Annotated in this window: 23 protein-coding genes and 2 tRNA genes; 10 read left to right on the top strand and 15 right to left on the bottom strand. The window is 64.0% G+C overall.

The window, feature by feature from the left end; all coding sequences use genetic code 11:
* Positions 1-498: 498 nt before the first annotated feature.
* The 4 genes from H4V95_RS13505 (at position 499) to H4V95_RS13520 (ending at position 2,685) form a co-directional block, all read left to right on the top strand.
* Positions 499-648: a hypothetical protein gene (locus H4V95_RS13505; protein ID WP_196867321.1), complete on the top strand. Its 150-nt coding sequence runs from the start codon at positions 499-501 to the stop codon at positions 646-648.
* 124 nt (positions 649-772) lie between these two features.
* Positions 773-1,240: a hypothetical protein gene (locus H4V95_RS13510; RefSeq protein ID WP_245345707.1), complete on the top strand. Its 468-nt coding sequence runs from the start codon at positions 773-775 to the stop codon at positions 1,238-1,240.
* A gap of 98 nt (positions 1,241-1,338) precedes the next feature.
* Positions 1,339-2,037, top strand: coding sequence for a Crp/Fnr family transcriptional regulator (locus H4V95_RS13515; protein ID WP_245345708.1), 699 nt, complete (start codon positions 1,339-1,341; stop codon positions 2,035-2,037).
* 105 nt (positions 2,038-2,142) lie between these two features.
* Positions 2,143-2,685, top strand: coding sequence for a carboxymuconolactone decarboxylase family protein (locus H4V95_RS13520; protein ID WP_196867319.1), 543 nt, complete (start codon positions 2,143-2,145; stop codon positions 2,683-2,685).
* Positions 2,686-2,731: 46 nt separating this feature from the next.
* Here H4V95_RS13520 and H4V95_RS13525 read toward each other — a convergent pair whose 3' ends face one another.
* Positions 2,732-3,139, bottom strand: a complete 408-nt coding sequence (locus H4V95_RS13525) for a heavy metal-responsive transcriptional regulator (RefSeq protein ID WP_196867318.1) — start codon at positions 3,137-3,139, stop codon at positions 2,732-2,734.
* A 53-nt stretch (positions 3,140-3,192) separates the two neighbouring features.
* Here H4V95_RS13525 and H4V95_RS13530 point away from each other — a divergent pair, with 53 nt between their 5' ends.
* The gene (locus tag H4V95_RS13530; RefSeq protein WP_196867317.1) at positions 3,193-3,522 is read left to right on the top strand and encodes a thioredoxin family protein; all 330 of its coding nucleotides are present in this window, start codon (positions 3,193-3,195) and stop codon (positions 3,520-3,522) included.
* A gap of 1 nt (position 3,523) precedes the next feature.
* Positions 3,524-4,876 carry an NAD(P)/FAD-dependent oxidoreductase gene (locus tag H4V95_RS13535; RefSeq protein ID WP_196867316.1) on the top strand — a complete coding sequence of 451 codons (1,353 nt, stop codon included), beginning with the start codon at positions 3,524-3,526 and terminating at the stop codon, positions 4,874-4,876.
* Between the two features lie 46 nt (positions 4,877-4,922).
* Here H4V95_RS13535 and H4V95_RS13540 read toward each other — a convergent pair whose 3' ends face one another.
* The 6 genes from H4V95_RS13540 to H4V95_RS13565 all read right to left on the bottom strand — a co-directional run bounded on the left by H4V95_RS13540 (position 4,923) and on the right by H4V95_RS13565 (position 10,226).
* Positions 4,923-5,660 carry a flavodoxin family protein gene (locus H4V95_RS13540; RefSeq protein WP_196867315.1) on the bottom strand — a complete coding sequence of 246 codons (738 nt, stop codon included), beginning with the start codon at positions 5,658-5,660 and terminating at the stop codon, positions 4,923-4,925.
* 694 nt (positions 5,661-6,354) lie between these two features.
* Positions 6,355-6,428: transfer RNA gene (locus tag H4V95_RS13545), tRNA-Ile, on the bottom strand.
* Positions 6,429-6,501: 73 nt separating this feature from the next.
* Positions 6,502-7,698, bottom strand: a complete 1,197-nt coding sequence (locus H4V95_RS13550) for a glycosyltransferase (RefSeq protein ID WP_196867314.1) — start codon at positions 7,696-7,698, stop codon at positions 6,502-6,504.
* A gap of 57 nt (positions 7,699-7,755) precedes the next feature.
* Entirely contained in the window at positions 7,756-8,649 is an 894-nt protein-coding gene (locus H4V95_RS13555; RefSeq protein ID WP_196867313.1) for a DMT family transporter, read from the bottom strand.
* A gap of 51 nt (positions 8,650-8,700) precedes the next feature.
* Positions 8,701-9,348 carry a CDP-alcohol phosphatidyltransferase family protein gene (locus H4V95_RS13560; RefSeq protein ID WP_312884039.1) on the bottom strand — a complete coding sequence of 216 codons (648 nt, stop codon included), beginning with the start codon at positions 9,346-9,348 and terminating at the stop codon, positions 8,701-8,703.
* Between the two features lie 74 nt (positions 9,349-9,422).
* Complete coding sequence (locus H4V95_RS13565) at positions 9,423-10,226, bottom strand: phage holin family protein (RefSeq protein ID WP_209730863.1); 804 nt, start codon at positions 10,224-10,226, stop codon at positions 9,423-9,425.
* Between the two features lie 322 nt (positions 10,227-10,548).
* Here H4V95_RS13565 and H4V95_RS13570 point away from each other — a divergent pair, with 322 nt between their 5' ends.
* Complete coding sequence (locus tag H4V95_RS13570) at positions 10,549-11,769, top strand: multidrug effflux MFS transporter (protein ID WP_196867311.1); 1,221 nt, start codon at positions 10,549-10,551, stop codon at positions 11,767-11,769.
* A 67-nt stretch (positions 11,770-11,836) separates the two neighbouring features.
* Here H4V95_RS13570 and H4V95_RS13575 read toward each other — a convergent pair whose 3' ends face one another.
* From H4V95_RS13575 to H4V95_RS13600, 6 genes are all read right to left on the bottom strand, one after another.
* Entirely contained in the window at positions 11,837-13,306 is a 1,470-nt protein-coding gene (locus H4V95_RS13575) for an SDR family oxidoreductase (protein ID WP_196867310.1), read from the bottom strand.
* A gap of 87 nt (positions 13,307-13,393) precedes the next feature.
* Positions 13,394-13,469 (bottom strand) — tRNA-Asn (locus tag H4V95_RS13580).
* A gap of 55 nt (positions 13,470-13,524) precedes the next feature.
* Entirely contained in the window at positions 13,525-15,474 is a 1,950-nt protein-coding gene (gene dnaG, locus H4V95_RS13585; protein ID WP_209730864.1) for a DNA primase, read from the bottom strand.
* Positions 15,475-15,581: 107 nt separating this feature from the next.
* The gene (locus H4V95_RS13590) at positions 15,582-16,865 is read right to left on the bottom strand and encodes a deoxyguanosinetriphosphate triphosphohydrolase (protein WP_209731373.1); all 1,284 of its coding nucleotides are present in this window, start codon (positions 16,863-16,865) and stop codon (positions 15,582-15,584) included.
* Between the two features lie 7 nt (positions 16,866-16,872).
* Positions 16,873-18,069: a tRNA dihydrouridine synthase DusB gene (gene dusB, locus H4V95_RS13595; protein WP_196867332.1), complete on the bottom strand. Its 1,197-nt coding sequence runs from the start codon at positions 18,067-18,069 to the stop codon at positions 16,873-16,875.
* Positions 18,070-18,153: 84 nt separating this feature from the next.
* Positions 18,154-19,449, bottom strand: a complete 1,296-nt coding sequence (locus tag H4V95_RS13600) for a YibE/F family protein (protein ID WP_245346182.1) — start codon at positions 19,447-19,449, stop codon at positions 18,154-18,156.
* Between the two features lie 195 nt (positions 19,450-19,644).
* Here H4V95_RS13600 and H4V95_RS13605 point away from each other — a divergent pair, with 195 nt between their 5' ends.
* From H4V95_RS13605 to H4V95_RS13615, 3 genes are read left to right on the top strand one after another with little or no spacing between them, the layout of a single operon-like run.
* The gene (locus H4V95_RS13605; protein WP_209730865.1) at positions 19,645-20,397 is read left to right on the top strand and encodes a dienelactone hydrolase family protein; all 753 of its coding nucleotides are present in this window, start codon (positions 19,645-19,647) and stop codon (positions 20,395-20,397) included.
* Positions 20,398-20,447: 50 nt separating this feature from the next.
* A complete protein-coding gene (locus H4V95_RS13610; RefSeq protein WP_196867330.1) occupies positions 20,448-21,278 on the top strand; it encodes a DUF1295 domain-containing protein in 831 nt (276 codons plus the stop codon).
* Positions 21,275-22,114: a lysophospholipid acyltransferase family protein gene (locus tag H4V95_RS13615; protein ID WP_209730866.1), complete on the top strand. Its 840-nt coding sequence runs from the start codon at positions 21,275-21,277 to the stop codon at positions 22,112-22,114. The genes H4V95_RS13610 and H4V95_RS13615 overlap by 4 nt, the downstream gene beginning before the upstream one ends.
* A 9-nt stretch (positions 22,115-22,123) precedes the next feature.
* Here H4V95_RS13615 and H4V95_RS13620 read toward each other — a convergent pair whose 3' ends face one another.
* A complete protein-coding gene (locus H4V95_RS13620; RefSeq protein ID WP_209730867.1) occupies positions 22,124-23,062 on the bottom strand; it encodes a GNAT family N-acetyltransferase in 939 nt (312 codons plus the stop codon).
* Positions 23,062-24,450, bottom strand: a complete 1,389-nt coding sequence (locus tag H4V95_RS13625) for a glycine--tRNA ligase (RefSeq protein ID WP_196867305.1) — start codon at positions 24,448-24,450, stop codon at positions 23,062-23,064. The genes H4V95_RS13620 and H4V95_RS13625 overlap by 1 nt, the downstream gene beginning before the upstream one ends.
* Positions 24,451-24,560 lie beyond the last annotated feature (110 nt).

The following is a 24,560-nucleotide window of genomic DNA, read 5'->3' on the forward strand; positions in this document are numbered from 1 at the left end:
GAAAACCCCGTGAGTCCCTTCGCATCCAACGGCCCCCCGACCCAGCAACTGGTTCGCGGTCTTGACGTGGTCAGGGAGAGCATCCCAGCGAGCCTGCATCGCGGCCCGGGACTCCGGGTGCACGGGTCGGGTGCGTACTTCCAGTTCCGCCAGGAAATCCAGGACCATGAGCTACTTCCTTCACTAATTAATCACTTCACTGTGCTGAGCGTGTGTCCTGACTACCCCTGCGCCGTCACTTGAGTGCAGTTCCAGCGTCGTATCGCAATGCGACCACCCTACGCCCCGGCGGAAGTGGTTAGGTGCCTGCGATGCGCGTTCCGGCACGGATCTGCAGGTGTCCGCCGCGGGCGGAGGCCGCACTAACGTCAGCGCAGTCGCGTTCCACGGCTGTTCACGGGTGGCATCGATGTCGGATCTGCCGAGCCAGCATGCCGCTTTGGCCAAAGGCGTCAGGGCAGTGGCCAGGCCGACGGGTCTTTGCATGGTGCGCATACGTTGGTCCACGTCACTGGCCACGGATCAAACCAACCCAACGGGCCCTCAGCAGCGCTCACCATCGAGGTTCCGGGCGACCCCGACATCTGGATAGGTCAGGATGTCGGACTACAACTCGTCAACATCACCGGGTGGGCCGTCACCGGGTAGCAGCTGGGCACACGACTTCGTCCCCTGATGCCCGTCGCCTGATGCCCACTGTGTCCTAGATTGCAGAACTCTCAGTGCTGGCCTGTCTATCATCGTTGGATACCACGGATAGGAAGGCAAGGACATGAGTTCACCACATAGCGAGACGCGGGCGAAAAGATCCGCGACTGACCCCGGCCCCTCAATTGGAACCCGTGTCCTGGCCGGGGCCGTCGGCGGTCTTGCCGGCGGGATCGTATTCGGGTTCCTGATGGCCACCATGGGCATGCTGGGCATGATTGCCTCACTGGTCGGCTCAAACTCGGCGATCGTCGGCTTCCTGGTCCACCTGACGATTTCAGTCCTGATCGGCCTCACCCTGACGGTACCCGGTGCTGGACTCCTGAAAAAAGGCTTGGTTATCAGCACCGTCGTGGGCGGCGTCTATGGCATGCTGTGGTGGGTTCTTGGCCCACTGCTGATCATGCCCACCATGATGGGTATGCCCATATTCGCTCTCGACGCGGGATCCGGTGCCTCGCTGATGGGGCACGCAGTCTATGGCCTTATTCTGGGACTGGTAGCCGCCCTCATTATCCGACGTGGCCGGTGACCACGCCGAACCTGTTGGCAGCCTGCTCCACCACCATCGTGTCCGCAGCCAGCAAACCTACGACGCCTTGGGCGCCACATGAACGGGAGAAAGAACCCTTGACCGAAACCGGGGAGCCCTTCAGCTGCCTCAACGCTGTGGAGCTCTTCGCTGACCTCACAGCCGAGGACATGGATAATCTCGACAGGGTGTCTCCGCCCCGGCTCTTTCACAGTGGTGAACTCGTCTTCAGCCAAAGCCAACCCATCAAAGCCCTGTTCATCCTCAAAGCAGGGCGGATCCGAATTTTCCGGGTAGCCGAGGATGGAAAAACTCTCACCATCGCAATCCTTGAACCCGGCGCGGTGTTCGGTGAGATGGTGCTGATAGGCATGCAAATGTACGACAACTATGCCGAAGCACTTGAAGAATCAACCGTGTGCCAGCTCAGCGCAGCAGATGTCGAAAACCACTTCCTCTCAAACCCCAAACTGGCGGTGAAAATCTCCCGCCTACTCGGCGAACAAGTCGCCAGGTTGGAAGAACGTCTCACCGACATGGCCCTGCGCCCCCTTTCAGCCCGCACCGCAGCGACCTTACTCAAACTCGCCGACGCCGCCCCCCGCAACAGATTCACGCACTCGGTAGCCGTGAAACTCACCCACGAACAACTTGCTGGACTGCTCGGAGCAACCCGCGAAGCCACCAGCAAAACCATGTCCGACTTCGCTGCCAAAAAACTGCTCCGGCAAGGCCGCGGCCGGATCATCATCGAAGACGCCCAAGGACTGCGCCGAATCTCCCGCACCACCTCCTAACCCCTCGGGCGCCACCACATCAGCCCAACACCAACCTTTCAGTCGTGCCCGCGAAAGCCCGCCACCGAACACTTTCCTGTAGTCAACCCCCAAAGAAGGAACACCATGACCCGCGTTACCGTCCACACTCCCGAAACCGCTCCCAAGGAAAGCAGCAACGAACTCGCTGCTCTGGGAAAACAGTTCGGGAAAGTCCTGAACATTCACGGCGCCATGGCCCACTCCCCCGTTGTCCTGCAGTCCTACGTCGCCCTCCAGCAGGTCATCGGCGACTACGGTACCTTCGACCCACGCACCAGAGAAGCCATTGCTCTGGTAGTCGGCAACGTCGACGAATGCACCTACTGCCAGTCCGCACACACCATGGGCGCCAAAGCCGCCGGGCTCACCGAGGACCAGACCATCGCCATCCGCAACGGCAATATCGACTTCGACGACAAACTCTCAACCCTGCTGGAACTAACCCGGCAGGCCACAGCAAACAAAGGGTCGGTCAAGGACGCAGACTGGCAAACCGCCCTCGACGCCGGATGGACAGACACCGAACTCACCGAACTCTCCACCCACGTGGCCCTGAACCTGTTCACCAACTACTTCAACCACCTCGTCGACACCGACCTCGACATCCCAGCCGCACCAAGCCTCTAACTCCCCACAAACCCATGTAGACCCTGCCGCCCGTTCGCGACAGGGTCTACATGCCCTCCAACGGTGTAATGATGTGGCAAACATTCGCGTCGAAACAATCACCAGGGTCAAGGCTCCGACTCGTCTCGATCATCTCGCTAAGCTCCGCGGACAAGGCCGCCAGTTCGCGTTGACGAATCTGAACATCGACGAGTTTCTGTGCCAGGAGAGCACAAACGTGGGCGCACGGCACCTCACCTGCGTCACGTAGCCGCAGCGTGCTCGAAATCTCAGCCAACGTCAGTCCTGCTCCCTGAGCCGACCGGATGAACTGCAAACGACCCACCACCGCTGAATCGTAACTGCGGTAGCCGTTTGGTTCGCGGCGAGGATCCGGCAGAAGACCCTCACGCTCATAGAACCGGATGGTCTGACTATCCACGCCCGCCAGCGCTCCAATTTCTCCAATCCGCATGCCCTAGTCTAACCCTTGACCTTCTAGTTGACTATAAGGTTTACCGTTGGAGCATGAAGATCATCCTGCAGTATTTCGATGGCTGCCCCAACTGGACCCTCGCCCACGAACGACTCGTCACGTTGACTGGAGAACGCACCGACATCGTCCTCTCACTCCAAAAAATCGAAACCGCCGACGACGCCGCACGCGCTGGCTTCCACGGGTCGCCAAGCATCCGGATCAACGACATCGACGTTTTTGCCGCCCCTGGCGCACCAGTCGGACTGGCCTGCCGTCGATACCTCACCCCAGACGGACCAGCCGGCGCCCCAACCATCGACCAGCTCAGAGCAGCGCTACCACCGGCAACGGCTCAACTTTCAGACCAGAAAGAGGTGTGAGATGACTACTGATGTTGACCTTCTGGTCATTGGTGCCGGGATGGCTGGAATCGCCGCCGCGACCAAATGCGCGTCGAATGGGTGGAATGTTGCAATCGTGGATTCCCGTCCCTACGGCGGTACCTGTGCCCTGCGCGGATGCGATCCCAAAAAAATCCTCAGGCGTGGCGCCGAGGTAATAGAGGCTGCCCGGCTCATGAGCGGTAAAGGGGTGGACCCCGGAACCATGTCCATCAACTGGCAGGAACTGATGGAACACAAACACGGCTTCACCCACCCGATCCCCGAGACCATGGAGGAAAACCTCCACTCTGCTGGGGTGCAGACCCTCCACGGGACCGCCGCCTTCACCGCCCCGACACGAATCGACGTCGCCGGAGCATCGTACGAAGCGGGGAAAATTCTTGTGGCCACCGGAGCCGCACCCCGGCCGTTGGTTTTCCCCGGGGCAGAACATCTCATAGACAGTACGAACTTTCTCAACCTTCAGCGGCTGCCGCCCCGGATCGTTTTCGTCGGGGGAGGTTTCATCTCCTTCGAATTCGCTCATATCGCCGCCCGAGCCGGAAGCTCCACCCTCATCCTTGATCGCGGCTCCCGGCCACTGAAGAACTTCGATCCGGACCTCGTTGACCTACTCATAGCGCGGGGCACAGAATCAGGTGTCACCGTTCAGCGCAACACGACCATTACAGGCGTCGTCAGGTCAGACAACGGATTCCACATACACCTCAATCAAAGTGGCAAGTCATCAACAATTGAAGCCGACATCGTCGTTCACGGCGCGGGCCGAGTCCCAGACCTATCCCGGCTAAACCTCGAAGCAGGAAACGTCGCCTATGGGCCCGAAGGAGTCCAGGTTGCCGGCCATCTCCAGAGCACCACCAATCCCGCCGTCTACGCAGCCGGCGATTCAGCTGACACCCCAGGTATGCCGCTGACCCCGGTCGCAGTGTTTGAAGCAAAAGTTGCAGCATCCAACATGCTCCAATCGAGCACCATGATCCCGGACTACACCGCCATCCCGACGACAGTCTTCACCATTCCCGAGCTGGTCCGCCTCGGCATACTCGAACACGCAGCTAAGGACAATGGTCTGGACATAGACGTCCGCTACACCGATACCAGCCGCTGGTACACGAACTACCGCATAGGGGAAACCAGCGGAGCATCGAAAATCCTGATCGACAAGTCAACCGATCAGATCGTCGGCGCGCATCTCTTCGGCACCGGATACGCCGAACTAGCCAACACCATCAGCGTGGCCATGAAACACGGCCTCACCACCCGCCAGCTGAAATCGACAACAGCGACCTACCCGTCGGTCGGGTCAGATTTAGGCTCGATCCTCTAGGCGCCCGAAATAGCTATGCAGGCAACACCAGGCATAGCTGTTGAAGCTACCGGTATTCCGGGTTCGCCTCCAGACCAAACCTGTCGCCTTTCTTCCACGCCTCAGGCATGTTCCCCTCAGCCGGTATGCCTCCAACCATTTTCAAGATGCGAGCCATATGAAGCAGGTTCCACGTCATGAAGGCGGTGTTGCGATTGGTGAAATCATTCTCAGGGCCGCCCGATCCTTCGTCCAGATAGCTCGGACCCGGTCCCGCTTCTCCGATCCATCCAGCGTCCGCCGCCGGAGGAATGGTCATCCCGATGTGCTGGAGGCTATAGAGAATGTTCATCGCGCAGTGCTTGACGCCGTCCTCGTTCCCCGTCAACAAAGCACCACCCACCTTCCCGTAATAGACGTACTGTCCGCGGGAGTTCGTTATCCCCGACATCGCGTAAAGACGTTCAATGATCTGTTTCATCACCGAGCTGTTGTCTCCAAGCCAGATTGGGCCCGCAAGCACCAGAATGTCTGCCTGTTCAATTTTCTCGAAAATGGTCGGCCAGGCGTCTTCGTCCCAACCGTGATCTCTCATATCTGGGTACACACCCGTCGCCACCGGAAGATCAATCGGCCGCACAATATCCACATGAACACCCTTCGACCGCATCAAATCGGCACTCAGGCCGATCAACCCGGACGTGTGGCTCAACTCGGGAGTACGCTTTAAAGTGCAGTTGAGGAACATTGCCCTCAGACCAGTGAACTCATCGTCACCGCTCACGGACTTCACACTATCGGCCATCTAAAAGGTGCTCCTATCTGGGAAACATAAACCCACAGATCGTTCAGCAGTCCGGGGGTCGGTCGCCAATCCAGCTTGAACGAGTAGACACCACGATAGGCCCATCGAAGTACCCACTATGTAATCCAGAGCACATACTCTACGACCACTTCGATCAGCTCGAGCCGGGGCAGTCCACATCTCTGATGCTTCGTGAAGAAAGCAGCTCTCAGAAGAGAGAGCGTAGCACGCCCCAGCGCTGAAGAAATACAGGCGGCGGCGCTCTTCTGGCGAGGCGGTGGCATGGCCGGATCTGGCAGGCAGTCGGGGAACCGGTGAGCTGGTCCAGCACCCGCAGCTGGTGGGAGCCAGGAAACACACCCGTGAACGGTCAGGGCAGTCTCATCACTACCCGGTCGTGGCGGTTCCAAGCTCAAGACGGCCCGGTCTCCCCCACCCTGGAATTCGATATCAGCTCAGATCCACCTGCTGACGGCTGGCGGCTCCGCCGGATCACGAGCGGTGAATGAGTGTCAGTGCTGCGCTCTAACGTAGGTGTGCCGGCGCCCTAGAGAGCTGGGGGGGGGCAACTTCTAGGACACCGGCCCTTGTTCCCTGCACCGCGGCGGGTGCACATCTCGATTCGTTACCCGTCGAGACCCCCAAAGCAAAGAACCCCTGATCCGCGTTTCCGCAGGCCAGGGGCTCTTTTCGGTAGGGCTGCTGGGGCTTGAACCCAGGACAAACGGATTATGAGTCCGCTGCTCTAACCAGCTGAGCTACAGCCCCTTGCCGTGCGCTCGGGGCGCACTGTTCATTCTAACGACACACCAGCCCTTGGCTAACCGCCGCTAGACCCTCGCTAGACCGCTTCGGCATCCAGCGAGTCACCGTAGTACAGGCCCTCGAACGTCGCGAGGGTGGCTGACAGCGAGTGCACGTCCACCATCGAGCGGCTCGCTTTGCCCATCCGGTCGAGGTCCTCCGGGGGCAGGCTCAGGAGCTGCGTGATGCGATCGGCGAGTTCGCCGCTGTCGTGCGGGGTGAACAGGTAGCCGTTGACCCCGTGGTCCACCAGGTGCGGCAACGCCATGGCGTTGGCCAACAGCACCGGGGTTGAGGCGGACATCGCCTCCAGAGTGACCAGCGACTGGAGTTCGGCGGTACCGGGCTGGCAGAAGATGGCTGCCCTGAGATACGCCTGCCGGAGCTCCTCGTCGGTAATCAGCCCGCGGAACACAACCCTTCCACCGAGGCCCAGCCGGGCCACCTGCGCCTGGAGAGCCGTCTTCACCTCGCCGCCGCCAACGATCTCGAGATGGACATTGAGTGACGGCGGCGTCTTGGCTACCGCGTCGATCAACACGTCGACGTGCTTTTCCTCGGCAAGCCGCCCTACGAAGAGGACCGTCGGATAGTCCCGAGGTTCGATCGTTTCGCCGGGATTAAGCTCATAGGCCGCCGAGTCGATGCCGTTGGACAGCGGGACCACCTTGCGCAGGAACGCGTGCTCGTGCATCGCCTTCGCAGCCAGGGGCGTCGGCGTCGTGACGACTGCCGCCTTGCCCATAACCTTGCCCATGTCCCGCCAGGAATTCCTGGCAACGATCTTCTTGAACCACTCGGGGAAGGGCAGGAACGGATTGAGGTTCTCCGGCATAAAGTGGTTGGTGGCAACAACACGGATGCCGCGCTTCACCGCTTCGTAGAGGGTGTACTCCCCCACCATGTAGTGGCACTGGATATGGACGACGTCGGGCTGGACCCGGTCGAACAGCATACTGATGTCCCGTTTGATTTCCCACGGGAGGCAGATTCGCCAGTAGTCGTGGGTGGGGACGGCGTGCGACTTCAGCCGGTGCACCGGCCACTCGCCGTCGGCCTCGGTGAAGCTCTTGCCGTTCTCGGTGTTGGGCGCCAGAACGTGGACGTTGTGGCCGCGCGAATACATTCCCTTCGCCAACCGGTAGCCGAACTGCGCTGCGCCATTGATGTTGGGCGGATACGTCTCGGCGGCAATCAGGATCGTCAACGGTAATTTATCTGCCGGGTGGCTCACGGTGGGTTCCTCGGTGGGTTACTGGCGGATGGGGCGGCTGGGCGGATTCTGCCTCAGCTAGCGCCGGCGTCGTAGTTCTTTTTGCCGCTGCACCACGTCGGGATGATGGCGGGACAGCGCAATGACCCCCACAATAGCAACCAATGCGGCCATCCCCATGGCAATTGCGATGACTGATTGCACGTCGGGTTGCAGCTCACCAAGAATCACGATGCCGATTGCGATGCCGACGATCGGGTCGATCACGGTCAGCCCGGCGATGACCAGGTCTGGTGGGCCGGTGGCATAGGCGCTCTGCACAAACCAGGACCCGAGCGCAGCAGCCACCGCGATGGCGATCAGCGTGTACGGCGGCACGTTGAGCAGGAAACGGCCATTGGGGTCCAGGAGGTGGGTGGCGATGATCTTCGTCAGTACCGCGACAAATCCGAAGAGAACTCCCGCTCCGAGGATGTAGGCGAAGGCACCCAGCCGCCGGCGGAACATCACCGCCAACGATCCAAACACGGCGACGGCGACGGCCAGCAGGAGCACCGTGAAGAGTTCCTGCTCAGGAAGTACTGAATGGTTCTTTCGGGTGACATTGACGGCCAGCAGGACAAACACGGCACTGCCGCTGACGCAGGCCGCGATGGCTACGATGGTCGCCCGGTTGAGCCTGATGCCCTGGTCCTTGGAATTGACGACGGTGGTGATCACCAGCGCGATCGCGCCGATTGGTTGCACCACGGTGAGGCTTGCCATGCTGAGGGCAACCACGTTCAGGGCCATCCCCATCACCAGCAGGATCAATCCCAGGACCCAGCGTGGGTTGCGCAGTAGCCGGACGAATCCCTTGGAGTTCAGGGACAGACCACCCGTGTTGGAGCGCACCGCGCTCCCCTGGCGCTGCGCCCCCACGGCGAGGAAACAGGCCCCGATCAGGGCGAGGAGAACGGCTAGCCAGACCATGCGCCAACTTTCACGCGGGAGAGGATCGCGTTAACCGGCGTGCTGCGATAACTACTGGGTGGCATCAGCCGCACCAGCTCGGGAGGATCCTGCGGATCTACCCTCCGAGCGATACTTGCGGTGCGCTGCGGTGAAGTACCCGAAAAACGCGATGAGATGCCCTACGCACCCCAGGAAAAGCAGGACATGGGCTGTCACGATCAGCCAGTCCAGGTCGAAGCCCGGCACCCGATGGAGCAACAGCATCGGCGAGCCGATCAGCAGCAGTGCGGTGCGGATTTTTCCGACGTTGGTGACCGGAAGGTGAAGGGGACCCCGGAACAGGATCAACGCGTTCAGGATCAGGATGGCATCGGGGATTACGATGGCCCAGACCAGCCAGGCGGGTGCTATCCCGTCGACCACGAAGGTGACCGCAATAACGATCAGGGCGGTCCGGTCGGCAATCGGATCGAGCCACTTTCCCACTGTCGACACCTGGTCGAAGCGGCGGGCGATGTACCCGTCGATCCAGTCGGTCGAGCCAAGGATGACGAGGGTGATCACCGCGAGGGCATCTTCGTTCTGCACAATGAAGTAGACGAATAGCGGAACCCCCAGGAACCGGACTACCGTCACAACGTTGGGCAGTGTCCAGAAGGTGGTCAGTTCGTTGTTTTCGTGCCCCGGTCTGGCCCCGGCCCCAATAAGTCTGATCACTATCCCCTCCACCTCCATTATGCAGGTAGAGGGGGCGTCCGGGACGCTTCGTCCGGGACGACGGCGAGTGCCGCCTAGCGGGAGACCAGTTTCCTCACCATGACGACAATCGCGGCCACCGAACCTGCCACGACTGAGAGCGGCTTCCAGCGATCGGCGAGGCTCACGTTGTGCGAAGGCTCGCTGTCGGTGGAGGTGCGTGCAGGTACCAAGGAGCGCGCCTGCTCCGAGAGGCGGCCTGCCCCGGTCTTGGCCGAAGCCTTGGTGCGGTTCCACAGCGACTTGAAATCGAGGCCGCGCCCCAGATCGTCGCGCAGGTCGGCCATGTGGTCACGGCGGGTGCCGGAGCGGCGACGCAGCTCGCCGTACGACGGCGTTGGCTCCTTGGGCTTGCTGTCCTCGGGCTTGTCGTCGGCCTTTTCTTCTTTGGGCTTCTTGACGTCGAGGGTTGCGGGATCGAAGCTCCGACCCTCACGCAGCACACCGATGTCGTAGCGAACGCCACGGATGGCGTCCTCGGGCAGCAACGGCAGTGCCTTCTTGAATCGGGAGACACCTATCAGTGCGGCAATGACCACGACGACCAGGAACAGTCCTGCAACCAGCAGTGCGGCCAGCCAGCCGTCCATGATGGTGGAAAGGCCCAGGATCGCTGCGGCGATCAGAGCGACGGAGAGGAAGGCGAGGAAAAGTACTGCCACCGCGAGGAACGCGGCGGCGATCCCGGCCTTGACGCCCTTCTGCTTCATCTGCTCGAGCGCCATCGAGAATTCGTCGCCGAACTGTCGTGGTGTCAGCCTGGCCAGAAGCTTGATCAGCCCAAAGACCGATGGCTTGTTTGAAGTTGCCGTGCCTCGTGCGCTAGCGGAGCTATCCATAGCTCTGCCTCCATCCCTCGTCCAACAGGCCGCTGAGCGAACCTGCAAGCTGCGTAAACCTTTTCCTAAAATTACCATTGACCGGCTAATTCCACTTGGGTAAGCCTACGTCAATAGCAAGCACCCTTAGTGACAGGGTAGTGACAGCTCGTGGGCGTTCGCGCCTAAGATGGTACAGGCGACACCGTGGTCCGTTGTCCCTCCCCCTCTTTTTCGGATGAGATTCAGCGTGCCATCCCAGCGGCAGTCCCCCACCACCATCCTTTGAGGCCCCCCCGGCCACCCGTGACGCAAGGTAAGACCTTGGTCGGATAGGCACCAGTTGAGCACCGTGACCCACCCCGGAGATTCCCTGACCCGGCGCCAAAAACTGATCTATGTAGTGATTCTCGGCTCCCTCACCGCCCTGGGCCCTTTCACCATCGACCTGTACCTGCCAGCGTTTCCGTCCCTGCAGAGCGATCTCGGTGTCACCGAGGCGGCGGTGCAGCTGACCTTGACCGGCACGATCGTCGGGTTCGCCGTGGGGCAGCTGATTGTCGGCCCGCTCAGTGACAAGGTGGGACGACGGGTACCGCTGATTCTGGCGACAAGCGTCCATATCCTCGCCTCGCTGGGTGCCGCGATGGCAACCGACATCACGATGCTGATGGTCTTCCGGGTGTTGCAGGGCATAGGAGCGGCCGGAGGCGGCGTCGTCGCCATGGCCATGCTTCGCGATCTGTTCAGCGGGTACCCGCTGGTGAGAATGCTCTCCTACATGGCGCTCGTTAACGGGTTGGCGCCCATCTTTGCTCCGGTGATCGGGTCGTCGCTGCTGCTCGTCATGCCCTGGCCGGGGATTTTCTGGTTCCTCGCAGGCTACGGGGTGCTGGTGATCATCGGTGCGTCGGTGTTCCTCATCGAAACCCTGCCCGCGGACCGGCGGGGCAATTCAGGTGCCACCGCTCTGCAGCGTTATCGTGCGGTGCTCACCGACCGGATCTTCATTGGTGTCCTGCTGGTGGGCGGAATGAACTTCTCGGGACTGTTTTCGTACCTGTCGGCGTCGCCGTTCCTGTTCCAGGGCACCTACAACTTCAGCGAGCAGCAGTACGGGCTGCTTTTCGCGGTGAATTCGCTCGGCATTGTCGCGGGCGTGCAGATCAGTGCACGGATCCTGCGGCGGATCGGCCCCCAGTGGGTGATGGTGTACTCGACCGCGTCGATGCTGCTGATGTCGCTGCTCATCGTGCTGTTCGCCCAGCTGGGGTTCGGTTTGTGGGGCATCATGGTGCCGCTGTGGTTCTACATCATGTCGGCAGGATTCACATTCCCCTGCGTGCAGGTACTGGCGCTGGCCAACCACGGTGCCCAGGCCGGAACTGCAGCATCGCTCCTGGGCGCCGTCACGTTCGGTCTGGCGGGTGCGATCTCTCCAGTGGTCGGTCTGCTCGGCGTCTCAGCCACCACAATGGGTTCCGTGATGGCGGTCTGCATCGGTGCTGCAGTGGTGTTCCTGTGGACCGTGGTCAGGCCGCGCACCGTCCCTGCGCTCCAGTAACTCCAACAGCAGCGACTGGTCTTGCGACGTCTACCCCTGCGCCAGGCGGCGCAGGGGTAGACCGCGGTTAGCTCCGTTCGGCCTTGCTGGAGATGTTCCGGGCCATCGACTTGAAGATGGTGCCGTGGAACGGGAGCACACCCAGCCAGTACAGCCGGCCCGCAAGACCCCTCGGGAAGAACACCGCGCGCTGGGTGTATTCGCTGCCGGTGCCATCGGGGCGCACTGACATCTCCAGCCAGGCACGGCCCGGGAGCCTCATCTCCGCGCGCAGGCGCAGACGCTCACCTCTGACGATTTCCTCGACCCGCCAGAAGTCCAATGGGTCGCCGGTCAGCAGCTGATCGTTGTGGCGCCGGCCGCGGCGAAGCCCGACGCCGCCCACCAGCTTGTCCATCCAGCCACGGGCAGCCCAGGCGACGGGAAGGGAGTACCAGCCGTTGTCTCCGCCGATGCCTTCAATGACCTTCCAGAGACGTTCGGGTGACGCCTTGGACTGGTAGACCTGGACGTCGGTGAAGACCGTGCGACCAGCCCATTCCGGGTCGGTGGGCAGCGGATCGGCCGCAGTGTCAAGCCGCGATGCTCCTGCCCAGCTGGTTTCCACCTCTCCCCCGCGTTCCTTGCCCAGCGCCAGGTTCACCGCGGTACGGTAGTCGGTCAGACCGCCGTCGGGCACCGGAAGGTAGTCGTCAATATCGTGCTCGGCGGTGATTGCATCGTGCTGGAGCGATTCGATGAGCGGCATCGCCATCACCCGAGGGATCGGCGTGACCAGGTTCACCCAGTGGCCAGCCAGCCGGGGGGTCAGCACCGGCAGGGCGAGGATCTTGCGGCGCGGCAGGCCTGCTTCGACCGCGTACTGGTTCATCATTTCGGCGTAGGACAGCACGTTCCGCGAGCCGATGTCGAAGGTCCGGTTCAGGTCGGCGGGCAGGGAGAGTGCGCCGATCAGGTAGTGCAGGACGTCGCGGACAGCGATGGGCTCGATCCGGTTGAGCACCCACTTGGGTGCTGGCATCACGGGCAGGACATCGGAGAGGTGCCTGATCATTTCGAATGACGCGGACCCGGAACCGATGACCACACCGGCCTGATAGGCGATGGTGGGCGTCCCGGATTCCAGCAGGATGCGTCCCACCTCTTCGCGGGAGCGCATGTGGGTGGAGAGTTTCACATCCGACGGGTGCAAACCACCCAGGTAGACCATCCGCACCACCCCAGCCTTGGTGGCGGCCCGGGAGACCAGGGAAGCAATGTTCGATTCCTTGGTCTCAAAGCCTTTCCCGGTCCCCATTGAGTGGACCAGGTAGTACAGGGTGTCGACCCCATCGCACGCCTTGGTCAACGATTCTTCGTCTTCGAGGTCGCCCTCCACCACTTCCACCGAAGAGGTCCAGGGGACGTCCTTGAGCTTCTGCGGGGAGCGCACCAGCACACGCACGGTGTGGCCTTCGGCGACCAGACGGGAGACCAGCCGGCCACCGATATACCCGGTAGCGCCGGTGACTAAGATCAGTTTGCTGTCTTGTTCCATTTCCCCAGAATACGCCTCGAACCTGGTGACTCACGACAAAAGAAAAACCCCTTCCCTCCAGCACGAAGCTGGTGGGAAGGGGTTTAGTGGCTCCTCCGACTGGACTTGAACCAGTAACCCTTCGATTAACAGTCGAATGCTCTGCCAATTGAGCTACGGAGGAAAGCAGCAGATACAACTTTACATACCAAGTGCGGGTAAGTGAAATTGGCCGGGAATCAGTCGGAGCGCAGCTGACGACGGCGCATCTCCAGCGCCAGCAGGTCACGCTGCAACTGGACGTATTGCTCGGGGTCGGCAGCAGCATCAACGCGCTGCAGTTTCCCCTGCATCTCGGCTTTGAGCCGGGTGATGCGCAGCTCGAAGAGCCGGTTCACGATGTCACGGCAGTAGAGGGCCAGTGCGTCCTCGGCTTTCGATGGCAGCGGGGTGACAGCCAGTTCGGTGACCAGCCCGCGCAGCACCTCAGGGACCTCCTGCCGGACCCGTTCCACCCACTGGGCCGGATCCACACCCGCGGCGCCGGCGGCCTGCACAGCGTCCTTCAGCACCCCGTAGACACGCTCCGAGAACCCCGACTCCGCAAACCGCTCCCAGTGCACCGGTTCCAAAAGGTTCGGGTACTGCAGCACCACCTCGAGGACTTCCCGCTCCATCCGGCCAATCGGGTCTTTGGGGTCCGGTCGGGGGAAGTGCGGGGCCTCTGCTTCGCCGCTCGGCGCGTCGGCGGTGCCGTTGCTGGATCCGGCCGACGACGACGGCGCTGCGCCCTCGCGGGACGGCGCAACCGACATTCCGCCGGGGCCACTACTCACCCCGGTCCCCTTGCGGGCGGCTGACGCCACTGCGCGAGCCACCTGGTCCTCGCCGACGAACTGCATCCCGAGCCAGCGGGACAGCTCCCGCGTGTAGATGGACCGCAGCGAGACGTCCCGGATCCGCGCGACAATCGGGGCGGCATGCCGCAGGGCGTTGACCTGCCCCTCGCCGGTGGACAGGTCGTAGTTGCTGAAGGAAGCCTGGATGGCGAACTCAAACAGGGGACGCCTTGACGAGATCAGGCCACGGACGGCGTCGTCGCCCTTGGTCTGCCGTAGCTCGCAGGGATCGGCGCCGCTGGGCTCCACCGCCACGTAGGTCTGCGCGACGAACCGCTGGTCCTCCTCGAAGGCGCGCAGGGCGGCCTTCTGCCCGGCGGCGTCGCCGTCGAAGGTGAAGACCACTTCCCCACCGGAGCCGTCGTCCGACAGGAGCCGGCGGGCGATCTTGATGTGGTCGGCGCCGAACGCGGTGCCGCAGGTCGCGACGGCGGTCCCCACCCCAGCGAGGTGGCATGCCATCACGTCGGTGTAACCCTCGACCACCACGAGCTGGCGGGTCTTGGCGATTTCCCGCTTCGCCAGGTCGATGCCGTAGAGCACCTGGGATTTGCGGTAGAGCGAGGTTTCGGGGGTGTTGAGGTACTTGGGCCCCTGGTCCTCCTCGTAGAGCTTCCTGGCCCCGAATCCCACGGTGTCGCCGGTGATGTCACGGATCGGCCAGATCAGGCGGCCGCGGAACCTGTCGTAGATGCGCCCCGCGTTGTTGGAGGAGACGCTGAACATGCCGGTAAGTTTCAGCTCGTCCTGGGTGAAGCCCTTGCCGGTGAGGAGGGTCAGCAGTCCGTCCCAGCCCTGCGGCGCGTAGCCCACCCCGAACAGTTCGGCGGCCGCCCGGTCGAATCCCCGGTCCTGCAGGAACCGGCGCCCCGCCGCGGCGCCCTGGGTCAGGAGCTGGTCGCGGTAGAACTCGGCGGCGATCTTGTGGGCGTCCAGCATGCGCTGGCGCCGCCCGATATCTTCCCGCCGGGGGCCGGTGCCGCCGTCCTCATACCGCAGCTCAAACCCGATCCGGGAGGCGAGCTTTTCGACGGTTTCGGAGAACGAGGTGTGGTCCATCTTCTGGACAAACGAGATCACGTCGCCGCCCTCACCGCAGCCGAAACAGTGGTAGGAGCCCATCTGCGGACGGACGTGGAACGACGGCGAACGCTCGTCGTGGAAGGGACACAGGCCCTTGTAGGAGCCCACACCGGCGGACTTCAGGGTGACGTAGCCGTCAACGATTTCCTTGATGTCAGTGCGTTGGCGTACCTCATCGATGTCTTCGCGCTTGATGAGTCCGGCCATGAAAACAGTCTATGCGTCAGCGATGGGGTGCGGGCGCGCCAGCAATACCTGTGCAGGACCAGTCCCGCCCGAAGCGCGGGACCAGGTCCAGGAAAGCGCGGGGGCTGCTACCAGAGGGACGGAACAGGTCCAACGGCGCGCCGGTGGAGGGCCAGCGCCGAGGCGTCGGTAAGGGACGCCACCTGGTCGATGACCACCCGGAGCCGGGCGTCGTCGTCGGGCGCGTCCTTCCAGTCCGCAGCGAAGGTCGGTTCCAGGAACCGGTCCCCGGCGGCGGCCATCTGGGCGACCAGCGAGCTGAGTACCTCCCGCTGGCGTTCGTAGACCGGCTGGCGCCGTTCGGTGGTCATCACAAACGTGGTGGCCAGGCCCTTCATGACGGCAATCTCCAGCTCCGTTTCCTCGGGCACCACCATTTCCGCGTGGTAGCGGGTGAGTGGATTGTGGCCGTAGATGGCGCGGGTGGCCGCGAGGGCGCTCAGGCAGAACCGGCCGATCAGCTGGCTGGTCATGTTCTTCAGGGCGGCCATCGACCGCCTGCTGCCGTCCGCGTCGCGCACCCAGGTATCGGTCGCCTCAAGCCGGGTGAGGGCCGCGTCGATGGCTGCGGCATCGCTGTCCGGGAGGTACCACTGCTGGGTGTAGCCGACCACCCGGGCACGCGTGTCGGAGTTGTCCATCTGCTTCAGCTGGAAGTGTCCGGCCACGATGGCGTCCTCGACGTCGTGCACCGAGTAGGAGATGTCGTCGGCCAGGTCCATGACCTGCGCCTCAAGACAGGACTGACCGGCCGGGGCGCCCTGCCGGAGCCACTCGAAGACCGGGAGATCGTCCTCGTAGGCACCGAACTTGGAGGTGCGCTGCCCGTGCCGTACCGGGGCGTTGGCGGCGGTCCACGGGTACTTCGCGGCGGCATCGAGGCTGGCGCGGGTGAGGTTGAGGCCGGCGGGGGTACCGTCGGCGCGGATCACCTTCGGCTCAAGCCGGGTGAGCAGGCGCAGGGTCTGGGCGTTGCCCTCGAACCCGCCGACAGCATGTGCCAGGTCGTTCAGCGTGGATTCGCCGTTGTGGCCGAAGGGCGGGTGGCCGAGATCGTGTGCCAGGCAGGCGGCGTCGACAATGTCCGGGTCGCAACCCAGCGCGCGGCCCAGTTCGCGCCCCACCTGGGCGACCTCGAGGCTGTGGGTCAGGCGGGTGCGGACGAAGTCGTCGGTATCGGGGGCCACCACCTGGGTCTTCGCGCCGAGGCGCCGGAGCGCGGAGGAGTGCAGCACCCGGGCGCGGTCACGCTCGAAGTGGGACCGGTGCGTGCTCTTGGCGGGTTCGTCAACCCACCGCTGCATGTCGGCGTCGGTGTAGCCGGGGGTGACCGGCGCGTTCGGGAAGCTCATGCCGGGCTCAGCCACCTGAGATATCCACTTCCGCGGCGGAAATGTCCGCCTGCTGCGCGTCGTTCAGTGCCCGTGAGGTCAGCCAGTCCTGCGGCAGGGAGGTCTTCTTGGGGCTGCCGGCACGGCCTCGTGGGCCTTCGGCGTCGGCTCCCGGGTAGGGGGAACCGGCGTCCAGCTCGGCCAGCAGTTCGCGCAGCACCTCGAGGGTGGGGACGGCGGCCAGCTTGGCGCGCAGCTCCCCTCCGACCACGTAACCCTTGAAATACCAGGCCATGTGCTTGCGAATATCCCGCAGCGCCATCATCTCGTTGCCGAAGGTGTCGACCAGCAGTTCCGCGTGCCGGTAGACGGTGTCGGCCACCTGCCCGAGGCCGGGCTGGTGCCTGCTGCTCTCCCCCTCGAAGGCGTTCATCAGGTCTCCGAACAACCACGGCCTGCCCTGGCAGCCGCGTCCAATGACGACGCCGTCGACGCCGGTCTGCCGCACCATCCGGATGGCGTCCTCCGCCGACCAGATGTCGCCGTTGCCGAGCACCGGGATGTCCGGGAGCGCCTCACGGAGTTCCGCGATGGCGTTCCAGTCGGCCTTGCCAGAGTAGAACTGGGAGGCTGTCCTACCGTGCAGCGCCACGGCTGCGACGCCACTGTCGCGGGCGATCTTCCCCGCCTCGCGGAAGGTCAGGTGATCCTCGTCGATCCCCTTGCGCATCTTGATGGTCAGCGGGATGTCGCCCTTCGAGGCTTCCCGGACCGCTGTCTGGACGATGCCGGTGAACAGGTCGAGCTTCCAGGGCAGTGCCGCACCGCCACCCTTCCGGGTGACCTTCGGGACGGGGCAACCAAAGTTCAGATCGATGTGGTCGGCCCGGTCTTCCTCGACCAGAATCCTGACCGCCGCGCCCACGGTGACCGGGTCGACGCCGTAGAGCTGGACAGAGCGCACTGCCTCGTCGTCGTCGTGCGAGATGATCCGCAGGGACTCGGGATTCCGTTCCACCAGGGCGCGGGAGGTCACCATTTCGGAGACGTACAGCCCGCCACCGTACTCGCGGCAGAGGCGGCGGAACGCTGTGTTGGTGATCCCGGCCATCGGCGCGAGGACGACGGGGGTCTTCACGGTAATGTTGCCGAGCTGCAGCGGGGGCAGATCGAGTCGGGTTTCAGCTGGGGAGCCGGGGGCGTGCGCCTCGGTTACTCCGGGCAGGGTTGATACAACAGTCACCTCTCCATTGTCGCAAGCTGAGGCAAATCGGGAAGCGTTTCGTTCGTCCCGGCGCGCCCGGGCCCCTCAGCCGCTTCGATCCCGCCGGGCACTCCGGGTATCAGCCGGCGGGTTCCCGCTGGCCGGCTGGACCGCCGCGCTCTCGGCGGCGAGCGCCGCAGGTCGCTGCCCGCCGTCGTCGTGCCCCCTCTGCCGGGTGATTCCCACCGCCTTGACCACCAGGACGGCGATCAGGGTGGTGGCAGGAATCGCGAGCACCAGGCCGATGGAGCCCACCAGGGTGCGGACCACCTCCTCCGCGAGCTCCCCGCTGGTGAGGTTCTCCAGGACGGTGCGTTCATAGAGCGAGACCAGGATCAGCAGCGGCAGCGCCGCCCCCGCGTAGGCGAACGCGATGGTGTACACGGTGGAGGCGATATGGTCGCGGCCAATCCGCATGGCACCGGCGAAAAGCCTGCGGGCCGAGGTGTTGGGGGCCAACTCATACAGCTCCCACACCGCCGACGACTGGGTGATAGTCACATCGTTGAGGACTCCCAGTCCGGAGATGATCAGCCCGCACATGATGATCCCGGAGATTGACACGTCACCGGAGGCGTTGACCAGCGCGTAGGCGTTCTCGTCCCCCACCCCGAACAGGTAGATCGATTCGGTGGCCCACGCGGCGAGCAGCGCCGTGATGGACAGGCCGAACAGGGTGCCCAGCAGGGCCGTCGAGGTCCTGGCGGAGAAGCCATGGGCAAAGTAGAGGACCCCGATCATGATCACCACCGACCCGACCAGTGCCAGCAGCAGCGGCGGTTTGCCTTCCACCAGGCCGGGCAGGATGAACTGGGCCAGGACGATCAGGGCGCCGACCAGGCCGATCATCGCCCGCAGCCCACGCCAGCGGGCGACGGCGACCACCACCACCGCGTAGAGGACGGCGAGCCAGATCATCGGGATGGTCCTGACGAAGTCCATGAAAATGTAGGGCGCGCTTCCGCCCTGGATGACCCCCTCCAGGTTCAGGAAGCGGATCCGGTCTCCGGGCTCCACCGCGTTGGCGCGGGCCAGTTCGGGGGAAACCTCGACCGGGACCGCCGCCCCGCCGGCGTCCGGCAGCGTGTAGGCGACCTGGCATTGCTGCGCAACCCCGCCGGCGTCGACGGTGGGTTGGGAGGACGGACAGTCCTCCAGGGAAATCCGTTCGACCTCCCCCGTGTCGATGGAGACGCCGTCTGCGGTGGCATAGGGATTCGCGATGGTGACGTTGCTGCGGTCCCCGCTGGGCCACAGCAGGATCATGCCGATCACCGTCAGGATTCCGAGGGGCACGAGAATGGCTGAGAGCAGCAGGTTCGCCCGCCGTCGGGCACCCATCGTTTTCTCGCTCAGCTCCGAATTCCCTGTGTCCTGAGTGTGGCTGTGGCCCACGAAGTTCCTAGCTGTCCAAGGTGTTAAGAGAGTGCACTCTTTTCGTGCCCTCCGGAATTCTACGCGGGGACCCCACACCCCGTTCGGGACATAAGCTATTACCAGGATGAGTTCGACCAAGCGGTAGGCGGAAAAGGACAGATGAAAGAACGGTTCAGTGAATCAAGCGAGGTTCCCGCAGGAACCGTCGCGCATGCCCCGGTCATCACCGTCCGCAAGGGCTCCGGCCCGGTCACCGGCGTCGCGCTGGTGTTGCATGGCGGTCGGGCGAACAGCTTCGAGCCGGTACGCGCCCGCCATCTGAGTCCCGTGCGGATGATCCCTTTCGCCGCCCTGATCCATCGCCGCGGCAAGCGCCACGGCCTGGAAGTGTGGTCCCTGCGGAACAGCGTCAGGGGATGGAACGGCCAGGAAATGTCACCCCTGCACGATGCCCGTTGGGCTCTGGCCGCGATCCGTGACCGCCATCCGGGGGTGCCCATCTATCTGGTCGGCCATTCGATGGGCGGACTGGTTGCCCTCTGCGTCGCCGATGATCCACAGGTGCGCGCCGTGGTGTCCCTCGCCCCCTGGCTCAGCGACACCACCCCCGAGGATCCCGTCGACGGCAGGCGCGTGCTGATCCTGCACGGCGACCAGGACCGGTGGACCTCCCAGCGGCAGTCGTACCGGTACGCCCAGCGGGCGCGGGGGCTGGCCAAGGAGCTGCACTATGTCACGGTCACTCAGGCCGGACATTTCATGGTCACGAAGGCCCGGCTGTGGCACGAGCTCACCGCCTCCTTTGTGCTGAAAACCTTCATGGAGGACACGGGCGCGTCAGTACCACCGGCCGGCACCCTCCCTGCCCGGGACCTGCTGGCCAGCGACCAACCCCTATCCATCACGGTCTAGGCCATGACTGCCTGACCGGCCCGTCCCACTCCATCCATCAAAGGTGAACGATGCCTGAATTCCCGTTCCTCAGCTTTGCTGCCGGCTTCGGCTGGGCGACGCTCGGCGTCGTCGTGCTGCTGGCCGCGACCTTCGCGCTGGCACAGGTCCAGAAGCGCCACTCGGTCATCGATACGGCGTGGGGGCTCGGCTTTGTGGTGATTGCGGTCATCACCTTCATCACGTCGGCCGACGTGTCGGGAGCGTCAGCGGGCGACGACGGCCGCCGCGCGCTGATGCTCATCCTCACCGCTGCCTGGGGGTTGCGCCTGGCCGGATTCATCGGCTGGCGTGCCCGCGACGGTGCCGAAGACCCACGCTACGAGGACATGCTCAGTGATGCGCCGGGCTCCCGCAACGCCTACGCGCTGCGAAAGATCTATCTGACGCAGGGCATCGTGATGCTCTTCGTCTCCCTGCCCATCCAGGTGGCCATGTATTCGACCGGGCCGCTGGGCTGGCTGGCCTGGGTGGGAGCGGTGATCTGGCTGGTCGGTTTCTTCTTCGAAACCGTCGGCGACTACCAGATGGCAGCGTTCCGGGGTAACCCGGCGAACAAGGGCACGGTGATGGACAGGGGCCTCTGGCGCTACACCCGCCACCCGAACTATTTCGGGGACGCCGCCGTCTGGGTGGGACTGTTCCTGGTGGCCGCCGACTCGTGGCCCGGCGTGCTGACCATCCTCTCCCCCGCCCTGATGTTCTGGACCCTGTCCAACAAGACCGGCAAGCCCCTGACCGAAAAACGGCTCAGCAGCCGTCCCGGGTACCGGGAGTACATCGAGAACACCAGCGGTTTCTTTCCCCTTCCCCCCAAACCCGGACGAGGTGCATCATCATGAGTCGACTCACTGAGAAGATCGGGCGCTGGCAGCCCCAGCCCAATGACCGCTTCTACCGGATGATCGTGCACACCGGGCAGACGCTGCAGTTCGTTTTCCGGATCCGGGTGATTGTCACCGGCGAGGAGAACCTCCTGCCGCGCGGACCACTGAATGGCAAGTCACGACGTCCGGTACCGGGGCAGGGTGCTGTCGTCGCCGTCACCCACTTCGGGTACCTCGACTTCGCGTTCGCGGAACTGGTGCTCTGGCGGCATGCCCGCGCCCAGATGCGGTTCCTCGTCACCAAGGGCGCCGGGTCGCACTGGTTTGCCGGCCCCGCCATCCGCGCAGCCGGTCACGTGATCGTCGACCGCAGTGCCGGCAGTGCGGCCTACCAGGGTGCGCTTGAGAAGCTGAAGGCCGGCGAATATGTGGCAATCCTGCCCGAGGCGGGCGTCAGCCGCAGCTACACCGTCCGGGAACTGAAGACCGGCGCGGTACGCCTCGCGGCCGAAGCCGGGGTGCCCATTATCCCGATCTCGGTGTGGGGGTCCCACCGCCTGATGAGCCGGGGCCAGAAACTGTCGCTGAAGACCGTCTTCCGCGCACCGGTCCGGGTCCACATCAGCAAACCGATCCGGCACGGCGCCGATACCGACGTCGTCATCGAAACCGAGCAGCTGCGCGCCGAACTCCAGGACGGCATTGACCGCGGCATCGCCGGCTTCCCGCTGGTCCCCGAGCCCGGCGCCTGGTGGCACCCGGCCCACCTGGGCGGAGGCGCCATGACCGAAGAGGAGCGCATCGCGGCCGACGCCCACGACCGGGCGACCGGCCGCCACGAGCGCCAGTAGCTTCCCCCGCTAGTCGCTGACGACCAGCGTTTCGGGTGCGCTCACGCTCGCGGTCCCCATCGCCAGGAGTGGGTCGATCACTTTGACCAGTGCGGTCATCGAATCGTCCACCTCGACGAGCACCGGGAACTGATGCACCAGCATCGCCAGCAAGGAGGCCACTGCGGCCTCCTGCTCCGCGGGGGCCATCGTCGGGTCGTACCCCACGAGGACATCAGCGGGGTCGTCGGTCCGGGTCTGGGTGTAGCTGATGGCAAACGCGGCAATCCTGCCGCCGTCGGCCTGCGGCTTGTCCCTGAGGACCACTGCTCCCCCGGCACCAGTGGTGTCGGCGAGCAGGTACTGCTGGGCCTGTCCCAGGGTCATGTGCGCAGGATCCCAGGCGTGCACCGCATTGTACCAGGCGGCGACGGCGGTGGTCAGTTCCACCGACCCGGTCGCCGCTTCATCCAGCTGCGGGCCACCGTTGTCCTCGAAGACCGGAAGCGCCAACGCACCGGGTTCCACCCGGACGATGCGGGAGCGCTGGATCGGTGCCAGCCCCGACGCGAGGGCGAAGTCACCGCCGGTGGACCCGGGAATCACCTTCGCCCGCAGCGCGGTGGCGCCCGACGGAGAGCCGGCCGCCTCATTCCGCAGCATCGCCAGCAGGGTGGACCCGACACCGGCGCGCCGGTGGTCGGCCGCCACCTCGACGTACGCCCACAGCCGCTGGTTGTGCAGCTTCGGTTCGAAGACGTACGCAGCGGCGACGGGGACCCCCGCGTCGCTGCCCACTGAGCCGGTGCCCACGGTGTCCTCGGCAACGATGCAGCGCAGCCACGGGGCGTTGGAGGAGGGCCGGAACAGCGCTCTGGCCTGTTCCACCTGCGCGTTCTCGGGTCCGCCCCAGAGCTGGATGAGCTCCAGGTCGTCTCCTTCGCGCCACTCACGGTAGTTCAGTGCCATCAGGAGCCGATCAGCCGTGCGGCGAGGTAACCCTGAACCTGGTCAAGTGACACGCGTTCCTGGGCCATCGTGTCGCGTTCGCGGATGGTGACGGCCTGGTCATCGAGGGTGTCGAAGTCGACGGTGATGCAGAACGGGGTGCCGATCTCATCCTGACGGCGGTAGCGGCGGCCAATGGCGCCGGCGTCGTCGAAGTCGATGTTCCAGTTCCTGCGCAACTGCGCCGCCAGATCCTTGGCCTTCGGTGACAGGTCCTCGTTGCGGCTCAGCGGCAGGACGGCGGCCTTGACCGGGGCGAGGCGCGGGTCCAGCTTCAGGACGGTGCGCTTGTCGACGCCGCCCTTGGAGTTGGGTGCCTCATCCTCGGTGTAGGCGTCCACCAGGAACGCCATGAAGGACCGGGTCAGTCCCGCGGCCGGCTCGATCACGTACGGCGTGTACCGCTCGTTGGTGCCCTGGTTGAAGTAGCTCAGGTCGGTGCCCGAGTGCTTCGAGTGGGTGGAGAGGTCGAAGTCGGTGCGGTTCGCTATTCCTTCCAGCTCGCCCCACTCGGAGCCCTGGAAGCCGAACCGGTATTCGATGTCGGTGGTGCCCTTGGAGTAGTGGCTGAGCTTCTCCAGCGGGTGGACGAACAGGCGCAGGTTGTCCTCGTTGATGCCTAGATCGGTGTACCAGTCGAGGCGGTTCTTGATCCAGTACTCGTGCCACTCGTCGTCGGTGCCTGGTTCGACGAAGAATTCCATCTCCATCTGCTCAAACTCACGGGTGCGGAAGATGAAGTTGCCCGGCGTGATCTCGTTGCGGAAGCTCTTGCCGATCTGGCCGATGCCGAACGGCGGCTTCTTCCGGGACGTGTTGAGGACATTGTTGAAGTTCACAAAGATGCCCTGCGCGGTTTCGGGGCGCAGGTAGTGCATCCCCTCCTCGTTCGCGACGGGGCCCAGGAAGGTTTTCAGCAGACCGGAGAACTCCTGCGGTTCGGTCCACTCGCCGCGGGTGCCGCAGTTGGCGCAGGCAATGTCCTTGAGGCCGTTCTCGGGGGCCCGGCCCTTCTTCTCCTCGTACTCTTCCTCGAGGTGGTCGGCACGGAACCGTTTGTGGCAGCTCAGGCACTCCACCAGGGGGTCGCTGAACACGTCCACGTGGCCGGAGGCCTCCCACACCTTACGGGGCAGGATCACCGAGGAGTCGAGGCCGACGACGTCGTCGCGGCCACGGACCACCGACTGCCACCACTGGCGCTTGATGTTTTCCTTCAGTTCCGCGCCGAGCGGACCATAATCCCAGGCCGACCGTGATCCGCCGTAGATTTCCCCCGCCTGGAAGACGAATCCGCGGCGTTTCGCCAGGGAAATGATGGGGTCGAGTGCGGACTGGTTCTTGGCCAAGGTGGTTCTCCATTTCTACAGGCCGCTGGGTGCGGTCCGTGGTGGTGCCCGGCAGGTCTGAGACGGCCCAGGAATGGGCTGCGGCCTGCACGAATCGAAGGTTCAACCCT

The sequence above is a fragment of the Arthrobacter sp. CAN_C5 genome (assembly GCF_017875735.1).
GTDB lineage: Bacteria > Actinomycetota > Actinomycetes > Actinomycetales > Micrococcaceae > Arthrobacter_D.

Coding starts and splice junctions, on each gene's coding strand:
- H4V95_RS13525 (WP_196867318.1), bottom strand. CDS start 3,139: ATGCGGATTGGAGAAATTGGAGCGCTGGCGGGCGTGGATAGTCAGACC.
- H4V95_RS13510 (WP_245345707.1), top strand. CDS start 773: ATGAGTTCACCACATAGCGAGACGCGGGCGAAAAGATCCGCGACTGAC.
- H4V95_RS13610 (WP_196867330.1), top strand. CDS start 20,448: ATGCCTGAATTCCCGTTCCTCAGCTTTGCTGCCGGCTTCGGCTGGGCG.
- H4V95_RS13600 (WP_245346182.1), bottom strand. CDS start 19,449: ATGGGTGCCCGACGGCGGGCGAACCTGCTGCTCTCAGCCATTCTCGTG.
- H4V95_RS13535 (WP_196867316.1), top strand. CDS start 3,524: ATGACTACTGATGTTGACCTTCTGGTCATTGGTGCCGGGATGGCTGGA.
- H4V95_RS13605 (WP_209730865.1), top strand. CDS start 19,645: ATGAAAGAACGGTTCAGTGAATCAAGCGAGGTTCCCGCAGGAACCGTC.
- H4V95_RS13620 (WP_209730867.1), bottom strand. CDS start 23,062: ATGGCACTGAACTACCGTGAGTGGCGCGAAGGAGACGACCTGGAGCTC.
- H4V95_RS13565 (WP_209730863.1), bottom strand. CDS start 10,226: ATGGATAGCTCCGCTAGCGCACGAGGCACGGCAACTTCAAACAAGCCA.
- dnaG (WP_209730864.1), bottom strand. CDS start 15,474: ATGGCCGGACTCATCAAGCGCGAAGACATCGATGAGGTACGCCAACGC.
- H4V95_RS13520 (WP_196867319.1), top strand. CDS start 2,143: ATGACCCGCGTTACCGTCCACACTCCCGAAACCGCTCCCAAGGAAAGC.
- H4V95_RS13555 (WP_196867313.1), bottom strand. CDS start 8,649: ATGGTCTGGCTAGCCGTTCTCCTCGCCCTGATCGGGGCCTGTTTCCTC.
- H4V95_RS13540 (WP_196867315.1), bottom strand. CDS start 5,660: ATGGCCGATAGTGTGAAGTCCGTGAGCGGTGACGATGAGTTCACTGGT.
- H4V95_RS13575 (WP_196867310.1), bottom strand. CDS start 13,306: ATGGAACAAGACAGCAAACTGATCTTAGTCACCGGCGCTACCGGGTAT.
- H4V95_RS13590 (WP_209731373.1), bottom strand. CDS start 16,865: ATGAGCTTCCCGAACGCGCCGGTCACCCCCGGCTACACCGACGCCGAC.
- H4V95_RS13615 (WP_209730866.1), top strand. CDS start 21,275: ATGAGTCGACTCACTGAGAAGATCGGGCGCTGGCAGCCCCAGCCCAAT.
- H4V95_RS13530 (WP_196867317.1), top strand. CDS start 3,193: ATGAAGATCATCCTGCAGTATTTCGATGGCTGCCCCAACTGGACCCTC.